Annotated in this window: 22 protein-coding genes, 1 tRNA gene and 1 riboswitch; of the genes, 12 read left to right on the forward strand and 11 right to left on the reverse strand. The window is 70.8% G+C overall.

Annotated features, from left to right (window positions below; genetic code table 11):
* Positions 1-43: 43 nt before the first annotated feature.
* From thiD to thiM, 3 genes are all read right to left on the reverse strand, one after another.
* Entirely contained in the window at positions 44-1,519 is a 1,476-nt protein-coding gene (gene thiD, locus ACFQ7C_RS18990; RefSeq protein ID WP_378905027.1) for a bifunctional hydroxymethylpyrimidine kinase/phosphomethylpyrimidine kinase, read from the reverse strand.
* On the reverse strand, positions 1,516-2,190 hold the full coding sequence (thiE, locus tag ACFQ7C_RS18995) for a thiamine phosphate synthase (RefSeq protein ID WP_378905030.1): 675 nt from the start codon (positions 2,188-2,190) through the stop codon (positions 1,516-1,518). The genes thiD and thiE overlap by 4 nt, the downstream gene beginning before the upstream one ends.
* Positions 2,187-3,005, reverse strand: a complete 819-nt coding sequence (thiM, locus tag ACFQ7C_RS19000) for a hydroxyethylthiazole kinase (RefSeq protein WP_378905033.1) — start codon at positions 3,003-3,005, stop codon at positions 2,187-2,189. The genes thiE and thiM overlap by 4 nt, the downstream gene beginning before the upstream one ends.
* Positions 2,996-3,090, reverse strand: a riboswitch (TPP riboswitch). (Overlaps the previous gene by 10 nt.)
* A gap of 154 nt (positions 3,091-3,244) precedes the next feature.
* On the opposite strand from thiM, the gene ACFQ7C_RS19005 reads away from it, so the two are divergent.
* From ACFQ7C_RS19005 to ACFQ7C_RS19015, 3 genes are all read left to right on the forward strand, one after another.
* On the forward strand, positions 3,245-5,470 hold the full coding sequence (locus tag ACFQ7C_RS19005; protein ID WP_378905036.1) for a DNA polymerase III subunit gamma and tau: 2,226 nt from the start codon (positions 3,245-3,247) through the stop codon (positions 5,468-5,470).
* Between the two features lie 3 nt (positions 5,471-5,473).
* Complete coding sequence (recR, locus tag ACFQ7C_RS19010; protein WP_116196093.1) at positions 5,474-6,067, forward strand: recombination mediator RecR; 594 nt, start codon at positions 5,474-5,476, stop codon at positions 6,065-6,067.
* 170 nt (positions 6,068-6,237) lie between these two features.
* Positions 6,238-7,167, forward strand: a complete 930-nt coding sequence (locus tag ACFQ7C_RS19015) for a DMT family transporter (RefSeq protein ID WP_378905040.1) — start codon at positions 6,238-6,240, stop codon at positions 7,165-7,167.
* A gap of 3 nt (positions 7,168-7,170) precedes the next feature.
* Here the strand turns inward: ACFQ7C_RS19015 and ACFQ7C_RS19020 are convergent, their stop codons facing one another.
* Entirely contained in the window at positions 7,171-7,659 is a 489-nt protein-coding gene (locus ACFQ7C_RS19020) for a hypothetical protein (RefSeq protein ID WP_378905043.1), read from the reverse strand.
* A 255-nt stretch (positions 7,660-7,914) separates the two neighbouring features.
* On the opposite strand from ACFQ7C_RS19020, the gene ACFQ7C_RS19025 reads away from it, so the two are divergent.
* From ACFQ7C_RS19025 to ACFQ7C_RS19045, 5 genes are all read left to right on the forward strand, one after another.
* Positions 7,915-9,201 (forward strand): aspartate kinase, encoded by a 1,287-nt coding sequence (locus ACFQ7C_RS19025; RefSeq protein ID WP_378905088.1) that lies wholly within the window; start codon positions 7,915-7,917, stop codon positions 9,199-9,201.
* 285 nt (positions 9,202-9,486) lie between these two features.
* Entirely contained in the window at positions 9,487-10,557 is a 1,071-nt protein-coding gene (locus ACFQ7C_RS19030) for an aspartate-semialdehyde dehydrogenase (RefSeq protein ID WP_378905046.1), read from the forward strand.
* Between the two features lie 256 nt (positions 10,558-10,813).
* The gene (locus tag ACFQ7C_RS19035; protein WP_378905049.1) at positions 10,814-12,328 is read left to right on the forward strand and encodes a malate:quinone oxidoreductase; all 1,515 of its coding nucleotides are present in this window, start codon (positions 10,814-10,816) and stop codon (positions 12,326-12,328) included.
* A 58-nt stretch (positions 12,329-12,386) separates the two neighbouring features.
* Positions 12,387-14,414 carry a DUF2207 domain-containing protein gene (locus ACFQ7C_RS19040; protein WP_378905052.1) on the forward strand — a complete coding sequence of 676 codons (2,028 nt, stop codon included), beginning with the start codon at positions 12,387-12,389 and terminating at the stop codon, positions 14,412-14,414.
* A gap of 64 nt (positions 14,415-14,478) precedes the next feature.
* Positions 14,479-15,126, forward strand: coding sequence for a thymidine kinase (locus ACFQ7C_RS19045; RefSeq protein ID WP_378905055.1), 648 nt, complete (start codon positions 14,479-14,481; stop codon positions 15,124-15,126).
* Positions 15,127-15,149: 23 nt separating this feature from the next.
* Here ACFQ7C_RS19045 and ACFQ7C_RS19050 read toward each other — a convergent pair whose 3' ends face one another.
* Positions 15,150-15,980, reverse strand: coding sequence for a DUF1295 domain-containing protein (locus ACFQ7C_RS19050; RefSeq protein WP_378905057.1), 831 nt, complete (start codon positions 15,978-15,980; stop codon positions 15,150-15,152).
* A gap of 139 nt (positions 15,981-16,119) precedes the next feature.
* On the opposite strand from ACFQ7C_RS19050, the gene ACFQ7C_RS19055 reads away from it, so the two are divergent.
* Complete coding sequence (locus tag ACFQ7C_RS19055; protein ID WP_378905059.1) at positions 16,120-16,869, forward strand: FadR/GntR family transcriptional regulator; 750 nt, start codon at positions 16,120-16,122, stop codon at positions 16,867-16,869.
* Between the two features lie 18 nt (positions 16,870-16,887).
* Complete coding sequence (locus ACFQ7C_RS19060; RefSeq protein WP_378905061.1) at positions 16,888-18,273, forward strand: alpha-hydroxy-acid oxidizing protein; 1,386 nt, start codon at positions 16,888-16,890, stop codon at positions 18,271-18,273.
* A 160-nt stretch (positions 18,274-18,433) separates the two neighbouring features.
* On the opposite strand, the gene ACFQ7C_RS19065 is transcribed toward ACFQ7C_RS19060, so the two are convergent.
* The 6 genes from ACFQ7C_RS19065 to ACFQ7C_RS19090 form a co-directional block, all read right to left on the reverse strand.
* On the reverse strand, positions 18,434-19,210 hold the full coding sequence (locus ACFQ7C_RS19065; protein ID WP_378905063.1) for an HAD-IIB family hydrolase: 777 nt from the start codon (positions 19,208-19,210) through the stop codon (positions 18,434-18,436).
* Positions 19,211-19,261: 51 nt separating this feature from the next.
* A tRNA-Pro gene (locus tag ACFQ7C_RS19070) sits at positions 19,262-19,338 on the reverse strand.
* Positions 19,339-19,356: 18 nt separating this feature from the next.
* Complete coding sequence (locus ACFQ7C_RS19075) at positions 19,357-20,913, reverse strand: hypothetical protein (RefSeq protein ID WP_378905066.1); 1,557 nt, start codon at positions 20,911-20,913, stop codon at positions 19,357-19,359.
* A gap of 8 nt (positions 20,914-20,921) precedes the next feature.
* Positions 20,922-21,176, reverse strand: a complete 255-nt coding sequence (locus tag ACFQ7C_RS19080; RefSeq protein WP_378905069.1) for a hypothetical protein — start codon at positions 21,174-21,176, stop codon at positions 20,922-20,924.
* Positions 21,177-21,283: 107 nt separating this feature from the next.
* Positions 21,284-22,216 (reverse strand): metallophosphoesterase, encoded by a 933-nt coding sequence (locus ACFQ7C_RS19085; protein ID WP_378905072.1) that lies wholly within the window; start codon positions 22,214-22,216, stop codon positions 21,284-21,286.
* Positions 22,216-25,029 (reverse strand): transglycosylase domain-containing protein, encoded by a 2,814-nt coding sequence (locus ACFQ7C_RS19090; protein WP_378905076.1) that lies wholly within the window; start codon positions 25,027-25,029, stop codon positions 22,216-22,218. Before ACFQ7C_RS19090 ends, ACFQ7C_RS19085 begins: the two co-directional genes overlap by 1 nt.
* A gap of 120 nt (positions 25,030-25,149) precedes the next feature.
* Here ACFQ7C_RS19090 and ACFQ7C_RS19095 point away from each other — a divergent pair, with 120 nt between their 5' ends.
* Both ACFQ7C_RS19095 and ACFQ7C_RS19100 read left to right on the forward strand, forming a co-directional pair.
* Positions 25,150-25,365, forward strand: coding sequence for a hypothetical protein (locus ACFQ7C_RS19095; RefSeq protein WP_378905079.1), 216 nt, complete (start codon positions 25,150-25,152; stop codon positions 25,363-25,365).
* Between the two features lie 2 nt (positions 25,366-25,367).
* Positions 25,368-25,835 (forward strand): RidA family protein, encoded by a 468-nt coding sequence (locus ACFQ7C_RS19100; protein WP_378905082.1) that lies wholly within the window; start codon positions 25,368-25,370, stop codon positions 25,833-25,835.
* Positions 25,836-25,894 lie beyond the last annotated feature (59 nt).

The following is a 25,894-nucleotide window of genomic DNA, read 5'->3' on the forward strand; positions in this document are numbered from 1 at the left end:
GCGCTGCGAGATCTCCTGATCTCGCCGATGCCGGGCGCGGGCGTCAGGCCCGCGCGAAGAACTCCCGTTCGTGCTCCATCGACCGGGCGAACGCAGCGTCCATGCGCACCCGTTCGAGAGGTCCGGCCTCGAGCGCAGCCGCGTCCGCGATCTCGGTCGCCCGGGCGGTCGCGGCGGTGAAGGCGGGGTCGCCGTACATCGCGAGCCAGTCGTCGTAGGGGTGCGCGTCGTGCCGCCGGGCGGCGAGGCGGATGCCGATGTCCGTGTACAGCCAGAAGCACGGCAGCAGCGCCGCCACGAGCTCGCCGTACGAGCGGGCCGACGCGTGCAGGTGGTTCGTGTACGCGAGGGTCTGCGGCGCAGGAGCGGCGGTCACGGAGCCGAGGTGCGACTCGTGCAGCCGTCGCTCCTCGACGATCGACGACTCCGCCGCCTGCGCCCAGAAGGCCTGCTCCTCGGAGGTCGGAGCGAGCGCACTCGCCTTCGCGAGCACGCGGGAGTACTCGCCGAGGTAGACGGCGTCCTGTGCGAGATAGCGCAGGAACGTCTCGCGGGGAAGCGTCCCGTCGCCGAGCCCGCGTACGAACTCGAGGGCGTCGACGTCGGCGCGCACGGTGGCCGCGGCATCCCACACGTTCGTCGACCAGGTCGGGCGGGGAACGGATGCTGCGGCCCGGTGCTCGTGGAAATGGTCGATCGGGCCGTTGCCCTCGCCCACGCGCAGCGCGTCGGCGTGCGCCAGTGCGCCGGTGAGCCAGGTCTTCGCGCGCTCCAGCGCTTCCGGCCACGCCGCGCCCGCCGCGCGCAGCGTGGCCATCGCGGATGACAGCGAGCAGCCGGTGCCGTGCGTGTTGCGGGTCTCGACGCGTGCGCCGGCGACCTCCTCGACCCCTCCGCCGGCCGAGACGACGGCGTCGGGGCAGTCGGCGCCGTCGAGGTGGCCGCCCTTGAGCAGCACCGTGGTGCCGGTCGCTCGAGCGAGCGCCTGCGCATCGTCGACCGCCTGGGCCCAGGTGGTCGCTCGATCACGCCCGACCAGCACCGCGAGCTCCGCGAGGTTCGGGGTCACGAGGTCCGCCTCGCCCACGAGTTCGCGCAGCGCGTCCTCGGCCGCGGGGTCGAGCAGCCGGTCGCCGCTCGTCGCCACCATCACCGGGTCGAGCACGACGATCGGCGGACGCACCCGGGCGAGCCACGCGCGGACGGTGCCGATGATCTCGACGGACTGCAACATGCCGATCTTCACCGCGTCGATCTCGACGTCGTCTGACACGGCATCGAGCTGTGCGGCCAGGAACGCGGTCGGCGGCACGTGCACCTCGCGCACCCCGCGTGTGTTCTGCGCGACGAGCGCGGTGACCACGGCCATGCCGTAGCCGCCGAGGGCGGCGATCGACTTGAGGTCGGCCTGCACGCCTGCGCCGCCGGTCGGATCGGTGCCGGCGATGCTGAGCACGCGCGGGACCGCCGCTGCTCGGACCGTCGTCGGTGCGGGTGCCGAGAGGGCGGTGTCGGTCACCGCGCAACCCCCTCGAGCGAGGGTGCGTCCGCGGTGCTCCGCAGCGCGCGCGTCGCCGCCGCCGGGTCTTCCGCGCCGCAGATCGCCGACACCACCGCGATGCCGGCGGCCCCCGCGGCGCGCAGCGCCGCGACATCCGACTCGACGACTCCGCCGATCGCGACGCACGGCAGGTCCGTGCCCGCAGCGAACGCCGCGAAGCCGTCGACCCCGAGCGCCGGCGGATGGTCGGGCTTCGTCGACGTCGGCCGGATCACCCCGACGCCGAGGTAGTCGATCGTTCCGCGGCGGGGCGCGGCAGCCGCGGCTCGGTGCTCGGCGGAGTTCGCGGTCCACCCGATGACGGCGTGCGACCCGAGCAGGCGCCGCGCGGTCTCGGGCGGCAGGTCGCCCTGCCCCAGGTGGACGCCGTCGACGCGGGCTCCGGCATCCCGAGCCGCCACCGCCACGTCGGCGCGGTCGTTGATGAGGAGCAGGCACCGGCGGTCGATCACGTCCGACAGCGACCTCGCCTGGCGGATGAGCTCACGGGCGGTCACCGACTTCGCCCGCAGCTGCACGACGTCGACCCCCGCGCCGGCTGCGGCGTCGACGACCTCGCGCAGCCGATCGAACGGCAGGCGGTCGTCGGTGACGAGGTGCAGGGCCAGGTGTGCGGAGCGGCCGCTCATCGGACGGCCAGGGCGCCGGCGACGCGCGCGTCGAGCTCGGCCGGGTCGCCGGCGACGGCGTCGAGAGCGTCGAGGAACGCCACGGCGAACGAGCCCGGGCCCGCCGCGCGGGCGGCGGCGCGCTCCGATGCGACCGCGTAGAGGACGGATGCCGCCACCGCCGCCTCGAACGGCGCACACACGCCGACGAGGGCGGTCATCACCGCCCCGAGCGAGCAGCCGCCGCCGGTGACCCGGGTGAGGAGCGCGTCTCCGCCGTGCACGCGGACCACGCGCTCGCCGTCGGTGACGAGATCGACCGGGCCCGACACGGCGACCACGCCGCCGGTGCGCAGCGCGAGCGATCGCGCGGCGCCGGCCGCAGCATCCGTGCCGTCCGTCGCGTCGACTCCGCGACCGCCGCCGCCCTCGCCGGCGAGGGCGAGGATCTCGGAGGCGTTGCCGCGGACGACGGCGGGACGGTGCTCGAGCAGTTCGGCGGCGAGTGCCGTGCGCACCGGGAGAATCCCGACCGCGACCGGGTCGAGCACCCAGCGGGACGTCGCGCGCACCGCCTCGCGCGCGGCGTCGCGCTGCTCGGCGGTGGGCGTGCCGAGGTTCACGAGCACCCCGTCGGCGATGCCGGCGAAGAGTCCCGCCTCGCCCGGGATGTCGCACATCGCGGGGGCGGCCCCCACGGCGAGCAGGGCGTTCGCGGTGTAGTTCGTCACCACCGCGTTCGTGATGCACTGCACCAGGGGTGCGGCCTCCCGCAGCGCCGTCAGCGCGGCGGCGGGGGACAGGGCGGACAGGTGTGCTTCGGTGCGCGCGGTCATCGCGACATCCCTTCGCTCGCATGATCGAGATCAGGTTCGACGGGTGTGTTCTCAGCCCGCCGCGCGGGCACCCCGTGTCACTGCGGAGCAATCTAGCAGGCGATCTCGACGGGCCGGTGCCGTGTGTCGGCATCGCCCGTCGTGCGACTGATGGCTCGGGCGCTGGCCCTGTCGACGCACGTCGCGATGCGAACCCGTGAGCCTGCCGAAGTGTCGGCCCCACGCCGTAGGCTGGGGGAGTGACCACCGCCCTGTACCGCCGCTACCGGCCCGAGTCGTTCGGCGAGATGATCGGGCAGTCGCAGGTCACCGAACCGCTGATGACCGCCCTGCGCGGCGACCGGGTCGGTCATGCGTACCTGTTCTCGGGTCCCCGCGGGTGCGGAAAGACCACGTCGGCCCGCATTCTGGCGCGTTGCCTCAACTGCGCGCAGGGCCCGACCGACACGCCCTGCGGCACGTGCGACAGCTGCCTCGAGCTCGGGCGCGGCGGTGGCGGGTCGCTCGATGTCGTCGAGATCGACGCGGCGAGCCACAACGGCGTCGACGACGCCCGCGACCTGCGCGAGCGCGCGGTGTTCGCGCCGGCACGCGACCGCTTCAAGATCTTCATCCTCGACGAGGCGCACATGGTCACCCCGCAGGGCTTCAACGCCCTGCTCAAGCTCGTCGAAGAGCCCCCCGACCACGTCAAGTTCATCTTCGCGACGACCGAGCCCGAGAAGGTCATCGGCACGATCCGCTCGCGCACGCACCACTACCCGTTCCGCCTCGTGCCTCCGGCGGCGATGCTCGAGTACGTCGAGCAGCTCTGCGCCCAGGAGGGTGTCGATGTCGAGCAGGGCGTGCTGCCGCTCGTCGTCCGCGCCGGCGGCGGATCACCCCGAGACACGCTGTCGCTGCTCGACCAGCTCATCGCCGGCTCTGAGGACGCGAAGGTCACCTACGCCCGCGCCGTCGCGCTGCTCGGCTACACGCACGCCGAGCTGCTCGACGAGGTGATCGACGCCTTCGCCGCCTCCGACGCGTCGGCCGCGTTCGCCGCGGTCGACCGCGTCGTGCAGACCGGGCAGGACCCGCGCCGCTTCGTCGACGACCTGCTCGAGCGCCTGCGCGACCTCATCGTCGTATCGGCGACCGGCCAGGGTGCCGCGGCGGTGCTGCGCGGCGTCTCGACCGACGACCTCGCGCGCATGCAGCGTCAGGCCGACGCGTTCGGTCCGTCGCGGCTGTCGCACATCGCCGACCTCGTGATCGCGACTCTCGACGACATGACCGGCGCCACCTCGCCGCGCCTGCAGCTCGAGCTGATGGTCGCGCGCGTGCTGGCGCGTGGCGCAGCGGCCGCGCCCGCCGCGGCGCCGGTCACTGCCGCAGCTCCGGCGACGGCCGCGCCGCCGGCGCCCGCCGCCGCAGCTCCGACGCCGGCCGCAGCGCCCGCGGCCGCGGCTGCCCCTGCTGCCGCGCCGGCGGCTCCCGTCGCGCAGCCCGCGTCACCGGCCCCCGCGGAGGCACCCCCGGTCCCCACAGGTCCCATCACACTTGGTCTCCTGCAGCAGGCGTGGCCGCAGGTGCTCGGGCAGCTCGAGAACGTGAGCCGCTCGTCGTGGATGCTCGCCTCCGGCGCCCGCACCGTCGCCCTCGACGACGACGTGCTCACGCTCGCGTTCGCGAGCCAGAGCGACGTCGCGAAGTTCAAGCAGCTCGCCGCAGGCAAGGGCCCCAGCGAAGATCTGCGGCAGGCGATCCTGGCCGTGCTCGGCATCCGTGTGAAGTACATCGCCCGTCACGATCCCACCGGCGGCTCGGGCGGAAGCGGGGGATCGGGTGCGCCGACGCCTCCCGCACCGGCTGCGCCCGGCCGCGAAGCCCCCCGTCAGGCGGCCGCCCCCGACGCGGCGGCAGCGCGCGCCACCGCCGTGGCTCCGAGCACCGCGCCGCCGGCCCCCGCCGCAGCCCCGCGAGCCGCGGCACCGGCCACGCCCCGCGCGACCGCACCGGCCGCACCGCGGGCCACGGCGCCGGTGTCGGCACCGGCTTCCGCGGCGCCGGTGACCGACTGGGCCGTCGCGCCAATCCCGTCCGACGACGACGCCCCGCCGCCCGACCCGGGCCCGGCCGCGATGCCGGTCGAGACGCCCGCGCAGTTCGCGGTCGACGACGAGCCCGAAGAGGCCGAGACCGCGACCGCGCGCGTCGCGACGCTCGCCCCGCCGCGCGAGGGCGACGTGCTGCCCCGCACCGACATCGCTCCTTCGCTGGAGCGCGACGACGATGACGACGAAGACGACACGGATGCTGCCGCCGACGCGCCCGTGCCGCCCACAGTTGTGCCGCCGCTGACGCCCGTTGTCACGACGCGCAACGGCGGCGTGCAGCGGTACGGCGAGGCCGTCGTGCGGCAGGTGCTGGGCGCCACGTTCGTCCGCGAGGAGCCCTACGAGCCGCCGACGAGGTTCAGCTAGCCCATGTACGACGGCATCGTCCAAGACCTCATCGACGAATTCGGCCGCCTTCCCGGGATCGGCCCGAAATCGGCCCAGCGCATCGCGTTCCACATCCTGCAGACGCCGAACTTCGACGTGTCGCACCTCGCCGAGCTGCTCAGCGAAGTGCGCGAGCGCGTGCGCTTCTGCGAGGTGTGCGGCAACGTCTCCGAGCAGGACCGCTGCTCGATCTGCCGCGATCCGCGGCGCAACCAGACGCTCATCTGCGTCGTGGAGGACGCGAAGGACGTGGCGGCCATCGAGCGCACGCGCGAGTTCCGAGGGCTCTACCACGTGCTCGGCGGCGCGATCAGCCCGATCGCCGGCATCGGGCCCGACGACCTCCGCATCACGCAGCTCATGCAGCGTCTCGCCGACGGGACGGTGCAGGAGGTCATCCTCGCGACGAACCCCAATCTCGAGGGCGAGGCGACGGCGACCTATCTGAGCAGGCTGCTGCACACGCTCGAGATCACGGTCACGCGCCTCGCGTCGGGCCTGCCGGTCGGCGGCGACCTGGAGTACGCGGACGAGGTCACCCTCGGCCGCGCCTTCGAGGGCCGGCGCTCCGTCTGACCCCGTGGCGGGTGGGCTCCACGCGACGACCCGCCCAGGATGTCGGAAGTCTGTCGTAGATTGGCGGTCGGCGGTCTGGCGCCGAGCGCCGGGACCCCCGAACCTGAGTCGATGACGACCGGCGGGCAGCGCCACCGCGCCCCGCCACACACCGTTGGGAGACACCTCGCATGAACTCCTCGCAGCGATTCGACACGCGCGCGTGGCTGCTGTTCGGCGCTATGGCGCTGCTGTGGGGCGTGCCGTACCTGTTCATCAGCGTGGCCGTCGAGTCGTACTCGCCCGCGGCGGTGGTGGCCGGCCGCACGCTCCTCGGCGCCTTGCTGCTGCTCCCGTTCGCATTGCGTCAGAAGGCGCTGCGCCCCGCGTTCGCGAAGATCGGCTGGGTGCTGCTGTTCGGCGCCATCGAGATGGCCGGGCCGTTCCTCCTGCTCGGCCATGCCGAGCAGACACTGCCGTCCGGCCTGACGGGCCTGCTCGTCGCGACGGTGCCCCTGTTCGCGGCGCTCATCGCGTTCGGCGGGGGCGATCGGTCGGTGCTCCGCCCGGCCCGGGCGATCGGACTGTTCATCGGCTTCGCGGGCGTGTTCGTCATCGTCGCCGGCCCCGGGCTGGCCATCGAGGGTGGTGGCGGTCTCCTCGCGGTGGGCGAGGTCCTTCTCGTGGCGCTGCTCTATGCGATCGCCCCGTTCGTCATCGCGACGAAGCTGCGCGACGTCCCGTCGCTGGGCTCGATCACACTCGCCCTGTTCGCCGTCGGGATCTTCTACACGCCGATCGCGTTCCTGACGCAGCACCAGGCGCCGACCGTCGAGAGCACGATGTCGCTCATCGCCCTCGCCGTGCTCTGCACCGCGCTCGCGTTCATCGTGTTCTTCGCGCTGATCGCCCGTGTCGGTCCGGTCCGCGCGCCGCTGTTCACCTACGTCAATCCCGTCGTCGCGATCGTCCTGGGCACGATGATCCTGGGCGAGCCGCTCACCCCGGGCCTGCTGATCGGCTTCCCGCTGGTGATCCTCGGCTGCTGGCTCGCCGCCACCGGCGGCGCCCTGCGCGCCCGCAAGACCGAGAGCGCCGATCTGCCGATGTCGACCGGGTGATCGTCAGCGGAGCACCTCGACCAGCACGATCCACGACACGAGCAGCGCGGCGACGATGGCGACGATCGACCCGACGGCGAACCACACCAGCCCGTCGGTCCGGCCGCTCGCCAGCAGCCCGCCCCCGACGACATAAGCCAGCGGCGCGAAGAAGCCCACGGCCGACTTGAGCCCGCGCATGCGGTTGGCGGGATGCCGATTCTCGAAGATTCTGCGGGTCGCCTGCACCTGGAACACGCCGGCGCCGAGCGCGACGACGATCATCGCGACACCGTACGGGACGGCCCCGACGTCCGGGATCAGCCCGATCGCACAGCCGATGAGGGCCAGCACGAGCCCCGAGATGCCCGCCGCGAGGCGGGAGGTGAGAGACGCCTCCTTGATGATGTCGCCGATGTTGACGCTCGCGGCGACGATCACGAGACCCGCGAGCGCCGCCGTCGCCCCGACCATCGCGACGTTGAACTCCGACCACGTCTCGATCTGCTCCATGCTCGGATGCTACTGGCGTGCCGCCGCGGCGCGCAGAATCGGAACCTCTCGCCGACACGCCGGTCGGGTCACGCCCGGCGCGGCGTGTCGGCGCCGATCTCCGATCCTGTGCTGCGGTGCGCCGCCCCGCGCCGCCGCCCGACACATGGCCGAGGGCGCATGACCGCGTCCGTAAGATGGACCCTTGGGTGACCGGAGGCCGCGGGATGCGGCATCCGTTCTCGCCCGCTCTCAGACAAACGCGTGGAGTTCGATGTGGCGCTGATCGTCCAGAAGTACGGCGGGTCGTCGGTTGCTGATGCCGTGAGCATCAAGCGCGTCGCGAAGCGCATCGTCGACACGCGTCGTGCCGGTCATGACGTCGTCGTCGCGGTGAGCGCGATGGGCGACACCACCGACGAGCTGCTCGAGCTCGCGGGCCAGGTCGCCCCGATCCCGGCGCCGCGCGAGCTCGACATGCTGCTCTCGAGCGGCGAGCGCATCTCGATGGCGCTCCTCGCGATGGCGATCCACTCGATGGGCTTCGAGGCGCGTTCGTTCACGGGCAGCCAGGCCGGCATGATCACGACCGCCGACCACGGCTCCGCGCGCATCGTCGACGTGACGCCGATCCGCCTGCGCGAGGCCCTCGACGAGGGCGCGATCGTCATCGTCGCCGGCTTCCAGGGCTTCAACCGCGACACCCGCGACATCACGACGCTCGGCCGCGGCGGCTCCGACACCACGGCTGTGGCGCTGGCGGCCGCACTCGAGGCCGATGTCTGCGAGATCTACAGCGACGTCGACGGCATCTTCACGGCCGACCCGCGCGTCGTGCCCAAGGCCAAGAAGCTGAATGTGGTCTCGGCCGAAGAGATGCTCGAGCTCGCCGCCAACGGCGCGAAGGTGCTGTACATCCGCGCCGTCGAATACGCACGCCGTCACGGCGTGCTCATCCACGCCCGCTCCACGTTCAGCTCGGGCGTGGGGACATACGTGCTCGGCCCCGGGATGAACGTTCCCGCGGGCGAAAAGGGAGAAGAGATGGAAGAGCCCATCGTCGCCGGCGTCGCCACCGACCTCGGCCAGGCCAAGATCACGATCATCGGTGTTCCCGACGTGCCGGGCAAGGCCGCCGAGATCTTCAAGGTCGTTGCGAAGTCCGGCGCCAACGTCGACATGATCGTGCAGAACGTGTCGGCCGCGACGACGGGCCGCACCGACATCTCGTTCACGCTCCCCAAGACCGACGCCGCGATCGCGCTGAAGGCGCTCGCCGCCGACCAGTCCGAGATCGGCTTCGAGAACCTCGTGCACGACGACCAGATCGGCAAGCTGTCGGTCGTCGGCGCCGGCATGCGCACGCACTCGGGCGTCTCCGCCACGCTCTTCGAAGCGCTGAGCGTCGCGGGCATCAACATCGAGATGATCTCGACCTCCGAGATCCGCATCTCGGTCGTGGTGCGCGGCGACGACCTCGCCGAGGCCGCCCGCGTCGTCCACACCGCGTACGGACTGGACGGCGACATCGAGGCGACCGTCTACGCCGGCACCGGCCGCTGACACCGGGTCGCGATCGACGGATGCCTCGGCCCGAGGCATCCGTCTCCCAGATCAGGCGATCTGGCTCAGACAGGAAGACCTCGCGCGAAACGTCCTGCATCCGCCAGATCTCCTGATCTCGCCGACCGGTCGGCTAACGGCAGGAATCACACGCACGCTGTCCGCTCTGACTGGTAACACCGCGGTCAGTGTCCGGCACGGGCCGGTAGAATCGCCCAAACCCCGCGCGACCGACGGCGCCCGCGCGTCCGCTCCACGCTTGTGCCCCACGCTGAGGAAACCCCCATGACCCGCATCTCCGATTCAGGACTCTCCGTCGCCGTCGTCGGCGCCACCGGCCAGGTCGGGACGGTCATGCGCGAGATTCTCGCCGAGCGAAACTTCCCGATCCGCGAGCTGCGTCTGTTCGCCACCGCACGCTCGGCCGGCACCGCCGTCGAGTTCGCCGGCGAGACCGTGATCATCGAGGATGTCGCGACCGCCGATCCGTCGGGCATCGACGTGGCCCTGTTCTCGGCCGGCGCCACCGGCAGCCGCGCGCACGCGCCCCGGTTCGCCGAGGCCGGCGCCATCGTCATCGACAACTCGAGCGCCTGGCGCATGGACCCCGAGGTGCCGCTCGTCGTCAGCGAGGTCAACCCGCACGTCATCGCGAACCCGCCGAAGGGCATCATCGCGAACCCGAACTGCACCACGATGGCCGCGATGCCGGTGCTGAAGGTGCTCGACGCCGAAGCCGGGCTCGAGCGCCTCATCGTCTCGACCTACCAGGCCGTGTCGGGCTCGGGCCTCGCCGGCGCGCAGGAGCTGCTCGGTCAGGTCGAGGGCGTCCTCGCGCAGGGCAACACGCTCGACCTGGTCCACAACGGCGCGGCGGTCGACTTCCCGGAGCCCGAGAAGTACGTCGCTCCCATCGCCTTCGACGTGATCCCGCTCGCGGGCAACCTCGTCGACGACGGCCTGAACGAGACCGACGAGGAGAAGAAGCTCCGCAACGAGAGCCGCAAGATCCTCGAGCTGCCCGACCTCCGTGTCGCCGGAACCTGCGTGCGCGTGCCCGTGTTCACCGGTCACTCACTGTCGATCCACGCCGAATTCGCGCGCGACATCACGCCCGACCGTGCCCGTGAGGTCCTCGCTTCGGCCCCCGGCGTCGTCCTCGAAGAGGTGCCGACGCCGCTGCAGGCGGCCGGCAACGACCCGAGCTACGTCGGCCGCATCCGCGCCGACCAGTCCGCGCCTGAGGGCAAGGGCCTCGTGCTCTTCATCTCAAACGACAACCTCCGCAAGGGCGCCGCGCTCAACGCCGTCCAGATCGCCGAGGTCGTCGCCGCGAACCTGGGCGTCACCGCCTGACGCTTCGCGCGCCGAAGCTCCGGGCGAGCGGATGCCGGGCCATCGGCATCCGCTCGCCCTCCTCGTTCGTTCGTCACAGATGCACGCCGATCGCAGGCTCTCCCGTACATCTGTGACGAATGAACGAAGAGGGAGGGGCGTGGGAGCGGGCGGAAGGACGGGGAGCGCCTTGTCGTTTCGGCAAGAACCGCAGGATTTTCGCTGTGAGAGCCCGGCCCCGGTCGGGGGTGCTTTCACGCCGAACTAGAATCGTCTGGTGACCGCAACGCCCGCTGAGACCCACACCGAACTCACCTCCCACGTCGAGACCGTCGACGTGCTGCTGATCGGCGGCGGGATCATGAGCGCGACGCTCGGCACGCTGCTGCAGGAGCTGCAGCCCGACCTCAAGATCGCCGTGTTCGAGCGGCTGAGCGACGTCGCGCTGGAGAGTTCGAACGCGTGGAACAACGCCGGAACCGGCCACGCCGCCCTGTGCGAGCTGAACTACATGCCCGAGGCCAAGGACGGCTCCGTCGACCCCGCCAAGGCGATCTCGATCAACGAGCAGTTCCAGCAGAGCCGGCAGCTGTGGTCGTCGCTCGTCGACGCCGGCGTGCTCGACGCTCCGTCGACGTTCATCAACTCCGCACCCCACATGACCTTCGTGCGCGGCGAGAAGGATGTCGCGTATCTCAAGAAGCGCTACGAGGCCCTCAAGGACGAGCCGCTGTTCGCCGGCATCGAGTACAGCGAGGACTCCCGCGTCATCAACCAGTGGGCGCCGCTGCTCATGCAGAAGCGCCGCAAGGGCGAGCCGTTCGCGGCGACGCGGGTGCCCGCGGGCACGGACGTCGACTTCGGCGCCCTCACCCGCCAGCTGGTCGACCGGCTCGCGGAGAACGGCGCCGACGTGCGCACCAACACCGAGGTGCGCCGCCTGAAGCGCCTGTCCGACGGCACCTGGAGCGTGAAGTACCGCCGCACGATCGGCCGCACTCCGGGGGAGATCCGCGCGAAGTTCGTCTTCGTGGGCGCCGGAGGCTGGGCTCTCAAGCTGCTGCAGCGCTCGGGCATTCCCGAGATCTCGGGCTACGGCGTGTTCCCGATCGGCGGGCAGTTCCTCAAGACGTCGAACCCCGCCGTCGTGGCGCAGCACAAGGCCAAGGTGTATTCGCAGGCCTCGGTGGGAGCGCCGCCGATGTCGGTGCCGCACCTCGACACGCGCGTCGTCGACGGCGAGGCGTCGCTCCTCTTCGGCCCCTTCGCCACGTTCAGCCCCAAGTTCCTGAAGACCGGCTCGTGGTTCGACATCGTGGGCCAGGTGCGCCCTGGCAACCTCGGCCCGATGCTCAAGGTCGCGTGGGACAACCCCAGCCTCATCACCTACCTCGTGGGCGAACTGCTGAAGAACCACAAGAAGAAGGTCGACAGCCTGCGCGTCTTCATGCCCACTGCGAAGGACGAGGACTGGGAGATCATCCAGGCCGGCCAGCGCGCGCAGGTCATGAAGAAGGACCCCGAGAAGGGCGGCGTGCTGCAGTTCGGCACGGAGGTCGTGACGGGTGCCGACGGCACGATCGCCGGACTGCTCGGCGCTTCCCCGGGCGCCTCCACCGCGGTCTCCATCATGCTGGGCCTGCTGAAGACGTGCTTCCCCGATCGCATCGAGGCGTGGGAGCCGCGTCTGCGCGAGCTCATCCCGAGCTACGGCGACACGCTCAACGCGCGCCCTGAGGTCGCGCGCGAGTCGCTCGGCGAGACCGCCGAGGCACTGGCGCTCACCGCCTGACCCGCGGCGCCGGTCGTCGATCCTGGGCATGCGAGCCACCCGCCCCTAGGGTGGGTGCATGTCGGTGTCACGACGCGGATGGCGTCGCTGGGGGATCGCCGCAGGGGTGGTCGTCGCGGTCTTCGTCGCGGGCGCGATCACTCTCGGCGTCGCGGGTGCGCAGGCCTCGCCCACGGTGATCGCGGCGCGGGGGAGCGAACGCCCCGCGGTCCTCGGCGCGGTGGCGGCAGCATCCGTCGACGATTTCACGTTCGATTCGTTCCAGGCCGATTACTGGCTCGTGCGTGGTGCGGGCGAGCGCAGCCGGCTTCTCACCAGCGAGACGATCGTGGCGCGCTTCCCCGACTTCGATCAGAACAAGGGCCTGGTGCGGGCACTGCCCGTCGTCGACGGCGGCCTCGACCTCGGCACCGTCGTCTACACGGTGACCGGCGCCGACGGCGCCGCGATCCCGTGGTGGACCGAGCGTGACGGCGACTGGATCTACGTGCTCACCGGCGATGACTCCTACGTGCACGGCGCGCAGACCTACATCATCACGTACGAGATGAGCGACGTGGTGCTGCGCTACGAAGACACCGCCGCCGATGAGTTCTACTGGGACACCGTCGGCACCGACCACGCGCAGCCGTTCGGCGTCGTGACCGCCGACGTGCATGTGGCGACGGATGCTGCGGCCGGCCTCATCGACGGGCGCGCGTTCTGCTACACCGGCGAGTCCGGGTCCACCGGGCAGTGCACCATCGAGCGGGCGGCGGAACCCGGTTCACTGCCGGACGCCGTCCAGGCCTGGGCGGAGGCCGTCGGCTCCTCGGCGACGACCGCGGTGACCTTCACAGCGAGGGACGAAGGCCTCGGCCCGTACGAGAACGTGACGGTGGCGCTCGGCTTCGAGCAGGGCACCTTCGCGGCGTCGAGCCCACCCCCTCCGCCCCCTTATCCGTGGTGGCTCTGGATCCTCCCCGCGCTCGCGCTGCTGTCGGGCATCGGCGGACTGGTGTTCGTGCTCGTGGTGAAGGCCGCCGCGCGACGCAATCCCGACCGGTCGCCGGTGATCGTGCAGTACACGCCGCCTGACGACGAGTCGCTGACCCTCTCGGCCGGCGTGCTCGACGTTCCGGAGCGGGCGCTGGCGGCGCACGTCGTCGATCTCGCGGTGAAGGACGCGGTCGAGATCCGGGCGGCCGGAGACCGGCAGGACGCCGACGATTTCGAGGTCGTGCTGCGGGACACCGCCGGGCTCGACAGCGACGAACGTCGCATCGTCGACACGCTGTTCGGGCGCAAGGCGGAGCCGGGCGCCGACGTCGACCTCGGCGCGTTCGCTCGCAAGCCGCCGTCGCGGGCCGTCACCTACGTGCGCCGCATCGACGAGTTCACGGTGCAGCGCGGATATCGCAGCAAGCTGCCGGACTGTGTCACGCTGCTGCGCGGCTTCATCCAGTTGACCGGGCTGCCGCTGGCGATGCTCCTCATCTTCTTCGCCGACGGTGCGTTCGTGGTACTCGACCCGCTCGGATCCTTCGGGAACCTCATCTACTTCGCCGCACTGGGCAGCGCCTTCTTCGCGTTCATCGGGCTGCCGTTCTTCTCGCTCCCGAAGTCGGTGCTGACGGTCGCGGGCGGCATGCACAAGACGTATCTCGCCGGCATCCGCGATTACCTGCAGCTCGCGGAGGAGGATCGCCTGCGCGCGGCGCAGTCCCCCCAGACCGCGGATCTCGTGTCGGCGGGGCGCCGCCCGTACGGTGACGCGCCGGGCGCGCCGGGCGCGTCCGTCGTGAACCTCTACGAGCGTCTGCTGCCGTATGCGGTGCTCTTCGGCATGGAGCGCGAGTGGGTGGACGTCATCCGCGCGACGGGAGCGGTCGAGGTGACCTCGCAGCTCGCCCTGTTCGACGCGGTCACCTCGCGATCGCTCTCCGATGCGTCGTCGTCGATCGGTCGGCTCGCGGCCACACCGGTGTCGCGGCCGGGCTCGTCGTCGAGCTCCTCGTCGAGCTCGAGCTGGTCGTTCTCGGGCGGCTCGTCCGGTGGCGGGTTCTCGGGCGGCGGAGGCGGCGGGGGCGGCTTCGGCGGGCGCTGACGCCCGTCCAGCGCCGCGGCGGCCCGGGCGGCGGGCGCGCGGCTCCACCGACTACGCTCGATCCGTGGCCAAGCTCTACTTCCGCTACGGGGCGATGAACTCCGGCAAGTCGACGTCGCTCCTCCAGGCCGCATACAACTACGAGGAGCGCGGCCAGCACGTGCTCCTCGCGAAGCCCGCCATCGACACCAAAGGCGCCGACCAGATCGACAGCCGCCTGGGCGTCAAGCGCACCGTCGACTTCCTGGTGCGCCCCGACGACGACATCCGCGCGCTGTTCGCCGAGCATCGCGCGCGCGTCAAGGCCGAGGCCGCCGACACTCTCGTTCCAGAGGCCGACGAGCACGAGGTCGACGTCGCATGCCTGCTGATCGATGAAGCGCAGTTCCTCACGCGCGCGCAGGTCGACGACCTGCTCCGGATCGTCGTCATGGACGGCGTGCCCGTGCTGGCGTACGGCATCCGCACCGACTTCCAGACCCAGGCGTTCCCCGGTTCGGCCCGGCTGCTCGAGCTCGCCCACAGCCTCGAAGAGCTGAAGACCATCTGCCGCTGCGGCCGCAAGGCGCTCTTCAACGCTCGTCTCGTGGGCGGCCGGTTCGTCTTCGACGGCGACCAGGTCGCGATCGACGAGCTCACCACCGACCGCGTCACATACGAGTCGCTGTGCGCCGAGGACTACCTCCGCGCGTCGGGCGGACGTCTGGATTGACGCTCTTCCGAGACGGCGCGGGTTCAGGCCGTCTCGGGTGCACGCCCGCGGCGGCGGGGGAGCGGGACCAGCATCGACGTGGTGCGCTGGTACTCCCGGTAGGCGGGGTACTTCGACGCCGAGATCGACTCGGTGAAGACGGTCGAGCCGATGAAGAGGATCGTCAGCAGCGCGGCGCCGGCGATCGTCCAGTTCAGCCAGCTGCCGCCGTCGGCGACGAGGGCCGTCCCGCCGAGGGCGTAGAACGCCCACCACTGGGCCTGCTCGAAGAAGAAGTTCGGGTGGCGGCTGTAGGCGAAGAGGCCGGTCGTGACGAAGCCGGGCTCGAGGGTGCCGCCCGCAGCCCTCTTTGCCTGGTGGAACGCCCACTGCTGCTGGTCCGCGACGGTCTCGCCGACCAGGAACGCGGCGAACAGCGCCGCGAACGCGGCATCCCAGCCGGTGAACGGCACGGGATGCTGCCACGCGATGTATGCCGGAAGTGAGATGAGCACGAGCAGCGCGCTCTGGAACAGCACGATGAAGAGGAGATTGAACAGCTGGAACTGCCACCGGCTCATGCGGCCGCGCAGGATCGCCCAGCGGTAGTCCTCCATGCCGGTGTAGCCGCCCTTGCGCGCGAAGTTGAAGGTGAGGCGCGCGCCCCAGGCCGTGACCAGCAGCGCCATCACGACGAGCCGGGTCGCGTCGACGCCCGCGACGAGCGTGGCGCCGGCGAAGATCCACACGTAGATCACCGGGACGATCGACCACAGGCGGTCGATCCACGACGTCTCGTTCGTGACGAGCGAGGTGATCCAGCAGAATGCGGCAGCGACGCCCGCGACGATGAGGACGAGGAGGAGGGGGTCCATGGGGTCAGCGTAGTGCCCCCCGGGGGGACATCCGGCGTCACGCGGGTTGTCTGTGGTCCGACCACAGGTTATCGTGGTCTGACCACACCGTGTCCTTCAAAGACGGAGGGCGCCGGATCCGACATCGACGAGGAGATCCGTGGCAGGCACCCCGACTCCGCCCACGCTCGCGCCCGCGCGCGCCTGGCGCGTCGTGCTCGAGAAGATCGAGACCGACCTGCTCGACGGCGCCCTCAGGCCCGGCGACCGGCTCGCCCCCGAGCGGGAGCTCGCCGCGACGCTCGGTGTGGGGCGCTCCAGCGTCCGCGAGGCCCTGCGCGTGCTCGAGGTGATGGGGCTCATCCGCACCGGCACCGGGTCGGGGCCGACCTCCGGCGCCATCATCATCGCGACGCCCGAGGGCGGCATGTCGGCGCTGCTGCGGCTTCAGGTCGCTGCGCAGGGCTTCCCGTTCGACGATGTGGTCGCCACGCGGCTCGTGCTCGAGTCGGCCGTCGTCCAGGCCCTCGCGGCCGACCCCGCGCGCTCGACCTCCCCGGCGCGCGAGGTGCTCGACGCGATGGACGCCGACGACCTCACCGCCCCCGAGTTCCTCGCTCTCGACGCCCAGCTGCACCTCGCCCTCGCCGAGGCCTCGGGCAACGTCGTCATCGCGGCGATGATGGCGGGACTGCGCACGGCCATCGAGTCCTACGTGCAAGCGGGTGCGGCTGGCATTGCGGAATGGGACGCCGCCGCCGACCGCCTTCGCCATGAGCACCACGCGATCCTCGACGCCGTCGACGCGGGCGATCCCGCACGCGCCCGCACTCTCGTCCACGACCACATCGTCGGCTACTACGCGGCGGCGGGTCTCGCCCGCTCGACCGCCGCGCCCACGCAGACCTGACCCATCGGAGAGGCACTCATGGTCACCCGCCAGTTCCCCAACCCCAAAGAGCTCCTCGAGCTCATGCAGTTCAAGAAGCCCGAGCTCGACGGCAAGAAGCGCCGCCTCGACGCCGCGCTCACGATCTACGACCTGCGCGACATCGCGAAGCGCCGTACACCCAAGGCCGCGTTCGACTACACGGACGGGGCAGCCGAGGGCGAGCTGTCGCTCTCGCGCGCCCGCCAGGCGTTCGAGGACATCGAGTTCCACCCCGACGTGCTGCGCCCGGCAGAGAACGTCGACATGTCGACCGAGATCCTCGGCGGCCCGTCGGCGATGCCGTTCGGCATCGCCCCCACCGGGTTCACGCGCCTGATGCAGACGGAGGGCGAGGTCGCCGGTGCCGGTGCGGCCGGTGCCGCCGGCATCCCGTTCACCCTGTCGACACTCGGCACGACGTCGATCGAGGGCGTGAAGGCCGCGAACCCGAACGGCCGCAACTGGTTCCAGCTCTACGTCATGCGCGACCGCGAGATCTCGTACGGCCTCGCCCGTCGCGCCGCCGAGGCCGGCTTCGACACGCTGCAGTTCACGGTCGACACGCCGGTGGCGGGCGCGCGCCTGCGCGACAAGCGCAACGGCTTCTCGATCCCGCCGCAGCTCACGCTCGGCACGATCGTCAACGCGATCCCCCGCCCGTGGTGGTGGTACGACTTCCTCACCACGCCGAAGCTGGAGTTCGCGTCGCTGTCCACGACGGGCGGCACGGTCGGCGAGCTCCTCAACTCGGCCATGGACCCGACCATCAGCTACGACGACCTCGCGATCATCCGCGAGATCTGGCCGGGCAAGATCGTCGTCAAGGGCGTGCAGAACGTCGCGGACTCGAAGCGCCTCATCGATGCGGGCGTCGACGGCATCATCCTGTCGAACCACGGCGGCCGCCAGCTCGACCGCGCCCCGATCCCGTTCCGCCTCCTGCCCGAGGTCGTGCGCGAGGTCGGCAAGGACGCCACCGTCATGGTCGACACCGGCATCATGAACGGGGCGGACATCGTCGCCTCGATCGCCCTCGGCGCGAAGTTCACCCTGATCGGCCGCGCGTACCTGTACGGACTGATGGCAGGCGGGCGCCAGGGCGTCGACCGCACCATCGCGATCCTGCGCAGCGAGATCGAGCGCACCATGAAGCTCCTCGGTGTGTCCTCCATCGCGGAGCTCGAACCCCGCCACGTCACGCAGCTGCAGCGGCTGGTCCCGGTGACGGTGTCGGCCCCGGTCGCCGAGGCGGCTGCGGCGGCCTCGCGCCCTCGCGCCGCTCGCGCCACGACGGCCTCGAGCGCTGCGAAGTCGGATGCGGCAGCATCCCGTCCTGCGAAGGCCCCGGCCGCGAAGAGCACCGCGCCGCGCGCGAAGGCCTGACCGCCCGACGGCTGCTCGCCTGTCACGATGTGCCGCTCACCGCAGCACGTTGCGACAGGCGAGCAGTACGTTCGGACCGAGGACGCGGACGAAGACGCTGCTCACCTGTCACGATGTGCCGGGAGGGGCAGCGTTTCGCGACGGGCGAGCGGATGCTGCGTCAGACGCGAACCGGAAGCGTGGGGATGAGCTGCTCGAGGTAGACCACGGTGTCTTCCCAGCCGTCGACCGCGTGGCAGCGCACGCCCATCGCGAGGACGGGGTAGTCGTTGCCGTCGGGGTCGAGGCGGTCGCCGACGAACAGCATGTCTTCGAGCGAGATTCCGGTCTGCGCTGCCAGCTGCCGCATGCCGTACGCCTTGTCGATGCCCTGCTCGGTGATGTCGACCGACGTCGAGCCGCCGGAGCGCACCTCGAGGTCGGGCAGCAGCGCCGCGACGGCGGCGCGCAGGCTGTTCTTCTTCTCGCCGGTGGGGTCCCACGCGGTCTTGGCGGGAACGGGCGCCCGCTGGCCGAGCGCGGAGAAGGTGATCTGCGAGCCGCGGTCCTCGAGGATGTCGCCCCATGTCTCGGTCTCCCAGAACCCGAGGCGACGGGCCTCGCCCTCGACCGCGGCGAGGGCGCGCGACTTCTGGTCGTCCGTGAGCGAGCGCTTGTAGACGGTCACGACCTCGTCATCGGCGAGCCGGTAGTACTGCGTGCCGCACGTGGGAAGCAGGTGCAGGCGTCCGAGGGCGTCGGCGGAGGCGTCCGGCAGGCGGTCGACGACCTGCGTGGTGAACTGCGCCAGCTGACCGCCCGAGATGATCGCCACCTCGACGCGCTCGGCCAGGGCGATCAGCAGCTCGCCGATGCGCGGGTCGATGCCGCTCTTCGAAGGGGCGAGCGTATCGTCGAGATCGAAGGCGACGAGAAGGGGCGGGATGCTTTCGGTCATCATGTCCGTCCTATCATGCGAGAGGCTCCGCCTTCCGGCGGAGCCTCTCTGTGGTCGGGGTGACAGGATTTGAACCTGCGGCCTCTTCGTCCCGAACGAAGCGCGCTACCAAGCTGCGCCACACCCCGTTTTGCAACCCTCCGAGTCTAACCGATCGTCAGGGGTGCTGCTGACCACGGCCGCCTCGACGTGACGATCGCGATGCCGAGGCTGAGGAGCGCGACGGCGATCGCGGCCGGCGCGCGGAGGGAGTCGGCCTCCGCGCCTGTCGCGGCCAGCTCCGCGGGGTGGGCATCGGCCGGTGGCTGCGGGGGAGTCTCGGCGGCAGGGGCTGGAGTGGCGGTCGGTGCCGGTGGAGCCGGGGCGATCACCGCGACCTGCGACGGCTCGCCGAACCGTTCGGTCCAGGCGAAGTCGGCACCGGTGTGGGCGACGAGCGCGGGAAGCTGGTCCGCCGCGCGCACGCTCCAGACGGCGGTGTAGTAGCCCGGTGCGGACATCTCCCACTCCGACGCGACGGTGTACTTCGCAGCCGGGCCCGCCGTCGGGTCGGTGGTGAGCTCGAGCGTTCCGGCGACGTCGGCACCCTCCGGGATCGCTGAACCCGGAACGGGCTCAGTAGCGGTGCGATCCACGACGGCGCTCGCTCTCACAGGCAGGAAGGATCCATCGTCGGCGCGCGGCCACGAACCGTCCGCCGCGATCACGGTCACCTCGTCGATGTAGGGACCGCCCTGCGCTTCCCGTGCCACGACGCGCGTCGAGATCGTGGGGGAGAAGGGCGGGAAGCGCGGTGCAGCGTCGGCTCCCGACGCGTCGAAGTGCACGCGGCCCGCCGGGCCGGCCGTCTCCTGGCCGCCGGGCGTCGTGAAGTGCCGCACCGCGGCGGCGAGGCCGGCGTCGAAGCGCCCGGTCCCGCTCACGGTGTACGGGCGGCCCTCGGCGGGCGGCGCGGCCACGATGGCGTACGTCGAGCCGGTGGACGCGTTCTCCAGCGTCGCCGACCCGGATTCCGCGAACACCGCGTTGGTCAGGGTGATCGTGCCCGTTGCGGGAGTGCTCGTCTCGACTCGGAGCGTACCGTTGCGGTGGTCTGCACCATCCGCGGCGAACACGAGCGCGCCGTTCGCGGACGCCGGCCCCGGCGCGGCGCGCATGGCTTCGTCGTAGTACGCGACGGCCCGCTCCTGGACGGCGCGGTCATGCTGCGGGGAGAGGGCCGACATCGTCCAGTGGATGGCTCCCGCGAGCGAGTCTCCGCGGTAGCCGAAGGCGTGCAGGGTCTCCTCGCGGTTCGCGATCGCCTTCACGGCCCACGCGACGGCGGCGGCCTGGACGGGGTCCTCCGTCTGTCCGTACGTGGTCACGAGGAGGTTGATCCCGGTGAGCTGCTGCGCCGAGAGACCCGCGGCCGAGCCGCTCACTCCGTGATCGGTGCTCTGCCCGGTCGGGGCGGGCGCTCCCGGCGTGATGCAGTACGTGTGGACGCCGTTCACCAGCATCGAGCCATGCCAGCCGTAGGCGGAGATCGGAGCCCAGGTGCCGAACCCGGTTCCGCGTTCGGCGGCGGCGGCGCGCGACGGAGAGACCACGTCGAGCGCGACGATGATCAGGAAGACGACGGCGACGAGCGCGTACGCGGGAGGCCGCAGAGCATGCCGGCTCAACAGGAGCCGGATCCCACCGGCGGACGAGCCGGTCACAGGCGCGCTCATTCGGCGCCGTCGATGACGGGCATGAGCGGGGCGTGGCGGCCGAAGCCGTGGGACCGGCCCCTGCCGTCTCGATCGGCGTCGTCCGTCGCCGCGGGGCCGAAGGGAGCGGTGGCCATGGTGATCGCGAGAGCGATCAGCAGCGCGAGCAGCCTCAGACGCAGGGGCAGACCGCTACCGTGAACCGCCGTCACGGCGAAGAGGGAGTGCGGGAGCAGGGTGTCCGCGGATCGGGATGAGCGCGAAGTGGTCATGCATCGAGGATGGGCGTCCCGCGCCCGTGGTGACGGTCGCGCTGGACGAACTGTGGATGACCGAGCGCCGAAGACGATTGGGGAGGAGGCCGTGCGGCCCGCTCGCGCTACGCCCGCGGAATGAGCGTGAGGAGCGAAGCCTCGGGACGGCAGGCGAAGCGCACCGGGGCGTAGATCGAGTGGCCCAGGCCCGCGCTCACGTTCAGCGGCACCGAGCGGCCGCCATGCGTCCACGTGCTGAGTCCGCGCGCTTGACGCAGCGGGATGTCGCAGTTGGCGACGAGCGCGCCGAAGCCGGGCAGGCGCACCTGACCGCCGTGTGTGTGGCCGCCGAAGATCGCGTCGGCACCCAGGTCGACGAAGTCGTCGAGCACGCGACGGTAGGGGGCGTGCGTCACACCGATCGAGAGATCCGCCGGCCCTTCTGCGCGCAGATCGGCCAGGGGAGCGGGGAGCGTCTCGAGCCGATCCCAGGAGCGGTGGGCGTCGCTGACGCCGAACGCGGCGATGCGCAGGCCCGCAGCATCCAACGATCCGACCTTGTTGTTCAGGTCGAGCCAGCCGAGCTCTCCGGCGAGGTAGTCGTCGAGCGCCTGCGTGTCGAGGGGCTCCGACGTGTGCTTCACCTTCGACGGACCGGTGAAGTACTTGAGCGGGTTGCGCGGAGAGGGGGCGGCGTGGTCGTTGGAGCCGTGCACGAAGACGCCGGGCACGCCGCGCAGGGGATCGAACGCCCGGCGCAGTCCCTGCAGGCCGTCGAAGTGGCCCATGTTGTCGCCGGTGTTGACGATCAGGTCGGGCTGGAGCTCGGCGAGTCCGGCGATCCAGTCCTGCTTGCGGTGCTGCCAGGGCGCCATGTGCGCGTCCGAGAGGTGGAGCACGCGGATGGGCGCAGTACCCGCGGGGAGCACCGGAACCTCATGGAAGCGGACGGTGAAGAGGTACCGCTCGATGCCGACGCCCCAGACGGCGGCGCCCGCGCCGACCGCCCCCACCACGCCGAGCGCAGTGAGGGCGGTGCGAGTCGGTGAAGACGGCACTAGCCGTTGCCGTTGCCGCCGCCGCGACCACCGCCGCCGCCGCAGACGGCGGCCGCGTAGTCGACCGTGATCGACGTGTTCCGGTTGACGACGCTGCCTGCACCCGGGTTCGTCGCCGTGGAGCGGGTCTGAGCGCCTGCGGCCGCGTCGACCGTGCAGGCGCCGTCGCCGACATTGCCGAATCCGGCACTGCGCAGCGCCTTCTTTGCGTCTTCCAGCGTGCGGTTCGACACGTCAGGAACGGTGACGCCCTGTCCGTTGCTGGGGCTGATCGTCACGGTGCTGCCGCCCGCCACCTTGCCGGGGCCTGGGTTCTGCGCGGCCACGACGCCTTCCGGCTGGTCGGAGTCCACCGGCCCGCCCACCTCGACGGTGAAGCCGGCGTCGGTCAGGATCTTCGTCGCCTCGTCGATCGACTTGCCCACGACGTTCGGCAGATCCGTCAGCACCTGCTTCGTCAGCTCGGCGTCTTCTCGCGCGAAACGGTCGCCGCCGTACGCGTCGTTGGCCGCGCCCTGAACCGCCCTCGTGATCCGATAACGGATGTCGGAGAGCTTGTTGCCGTTGTACCAGGTCTTGAAGATGTCGCCGCCGCCGTCGACGTTGCCGGCCCACGTCGCCGTGGCAACCTTCGTGCTCGAGGTCACGAGCCACGACTGGATCGACTCATGCGTCCCGGTCTTGCCGATGAGCGGAACACCGTCGCGGGGACTTCCGGCTGCACCCGTACCGCCGTTCATGACGCCCTGGAGTGCGTATGCGGCGGTGGCGGCGACGCGGGGCTCGATCACCTCGCTGCACGCGCGCTGTGGCTTGGGAAGCTCGTTGCCGTCAGCGTCGGTAACGCGGTCGATCACCTGAGGCTGGCAGTAGGTGCCGTTGTTGGCGATGGTCGCATAAGCCTCGGCCATGGCAAGGGGAGACACAGACGTGATTCCGATGACCGAGGTGAGGGTGTTCAAGTTGGCAGGCGCGTTGTTGTAGGCGTCGAGGACTCCCATCTTGGTCGCGACATTGCCGATGTCGCAGAGATTCAGCTTCTCTGCCATGGCGAAGTAGCCGGTGTTGAGCGAGTCGCGTGTGAACTGCATCGGTGTGCCGACGTATCCGCGCTGACGATTGAAGTTGTTCACAACGGTGTTCGTCGTGTTGACCCAGTCGCTTTCGCAGGTCTTCATTCGCTTGAAGACTCGCGTGGAGCCATTCAGCGTCTCGTTGACGGAATGCCCCTTCTCGAGCCAGTCGACCAGCGTGAAGAGCTTGAACGTCGATCCGGCGTTGAATCCTCGCGAGTTGCCGAAGGTCTGATCGCCCGCGTAGACCTGGGCCGAGTAGTTCCAGTCGTCGGCGTGCGCGGCGTCCTCGCTGAAGATCGTGTTCTGTGCCATCGCGAGAACACGGCCGGTCGTCGCCTCAACGCTCACCGTGGCTGATCCGAAGCGGCCCGGGGTGTAATCCGGAGCAGTCGGCATGTCGGCGGCGCTGGTCGGTGCATTCTCGGCCATCGCCTGCTCCGCGGGAATCTGCACGCGCGGGTCCAGCGTCGTGTAGACGTTGAGACCGCCGCGCTGGAGCGTGTCCTGGCGGTTCTCGCGGGTCTCGCCGAATGCGGGGTCGTTCAGGATGACGTACTTGACGTACTGGCAGAAGTAGGCGGCTCCGCCCGCGTTCGCGCACCCCGTCTTCGGTTCGACGATGCTGGGCGTGATCGGCCAGACCGCGGCCTCGACGTACTGCTCGCGGGTGATCTTGCCGTCCTCGAGCATGCGGCTCAGCACGTACAGCTGGCGCACCTTCGTGGAGGTGTAGCCGTCGGCCGCAGCGAACTTCTGCTCCTCGGTGATGTCGCCCGACGCGACGAGCGCGTCGAGGGCTGCGAGGTTCGCGCCTTCATCGATGGCCCCGTCGGGCGCCTTGTTGAAGGTGGCGCCGTCGGAGCCGAAGATCGAGCCGCCGGCCCGGTCGATGCGGTAGCTGTTCGGGTTCTGCACCATGCCGGCGAGAGTCGCCGCCTGCGCGACCGTGAGGTTCGCGGCGGTGGTGGCGAAGTAGCGGCGGGCAGCGGCCTCGATGCCGTAGGTGATGCCGCCGAAGTTCGCGATGTTGAGGTAGCCGAGCAGGATGTCGTTCTTCGAGTACTTCTGCTCGAGCGAGATGGCGTAGCGCATCTCCTGCAGCTTGCGCGTGTAGCCCTCGGCTCCGTCGGCCGTGGTCGCGTCGTACCAGCAGTTCTGAAGAACCTGCTCGCGGCTCACTTTTTCGATCGGGAGGCCGGTCGCCTCGTCGGTGACGATCTCTCCCGCTTCGTCGGTCTCGTATTCGGTTTCGGCGTTCTGCTCGCACTTCTGGATCAGCACGTTCTTGACGTACTGCTGACTGATCGACGAGCCGCCCTGCGTCTCAGCTGCGCCGCCGGCGTTGGACAGCAGCGCGCGTGTCGTGCCGATGAGGTCGATGCCGCCGTGCTGGTAGTAGCGCGGGTCTTCACTCGACAGCAGCGCGTCGTACATGACGGGGTTGATCTGATCGAAGTTGACCGGGGTGCGGTCCTGCTCGAGGAACTGCGTCATGAGCGACGGCTGACCGGTCGCGGGATCGGTGTAGTAGAAGTTGCTCGGGAGCATGAGCTTGTCGATCTCGAGGACGCTCGGAAGATTGTCGAACATCGTGATCGCGCGCTCTGCCGCGGTGCTCGTGATCGCGACCGCGGGGGTGACGGTCGCCGCAATGAGGACACCGGCTGCGGCACTGAGGCCGACGAGCCCGGCGAGTCCGCCGAGCACACCGGTGGCCGTGCGTTTGGTATCAGGCATAGGGTTGATCGTAGGGGAACTAGCTGGGCGATTCCCCGACGGGCGCGCGCCCGCGGAGGTGTTTCACAGCCTCATCAGCCCCGAAATCCTGCCGCCAGCCCCCATCCTCGAGGAGTCGCGATGACGACGTGGGAGTACCTCACCACGCCCCTTCTGATCCACAACACGGCCGCGATCCTCAACAACTGGGGCAAGCAGGGCTGGGAGCTCGTGCAGGTCGTGCCAGGCCCCGAAGGCGGTCTGGTCGCCTACTTCAAGCGCCCGTCCGGCGGCGGTGAGCAGAACGCGGGGCTGGATGCTGCGGCCCAGGCCGCCAAGCAGTTCGAGGAGTCCTGAGCATGGCCGTGAGCGAGCGTCTCGCCGAACTCGGCATCGACCTCCCCGACGTCGTCCCGCCCGTCGCGGCGTACGTGCCGGCGAAGGCGCACGGCGACCTGGTCTACACCGCCGGCCAGCTGCCGATGATCTCGGGTGCCCTGCCCGCGACCGGCAAGGTCGGCGAGGGCCACGGGCTGGTGCCTGCCGCGGACGCGAAGGCGTACGCCCGGCAGAGCGCCCTGAACGCGATCGCCGCCGCCGCGGCCGCCGTGGGCGGGGTGGACCGCCTCACCGGCGTGCTCAAGGTGACCGGCTTCGTGGCGTCCGTTCCCGAGTTCACCGGCCAGCCCGGCGTGATCAACGGCGCAAGCGAGCTGCTCGGCGAGGTGTTCGGCGACGCCGGCCGGCACGCCCGCTCAGCGGTCGGCGTCCCCGTTCTGCCGCTGGACGCCCCCGTCGAGGTCGAGGTCGTCTTCTCGTACGCCTGATCGGCGACGCGAGCCACGAACGACAGAGAGCGGATGCTGCAGCCCCGGGCTGCAGCATC

Source organism: Microbacterium sp. NPDC056569, assembly GCF_042793475.1.
Classification (GTDB): Bacteria; Actinomycetota; Actinomycetes; order Actinomycetales; family Microbacteriaceae; genus Microbacterium.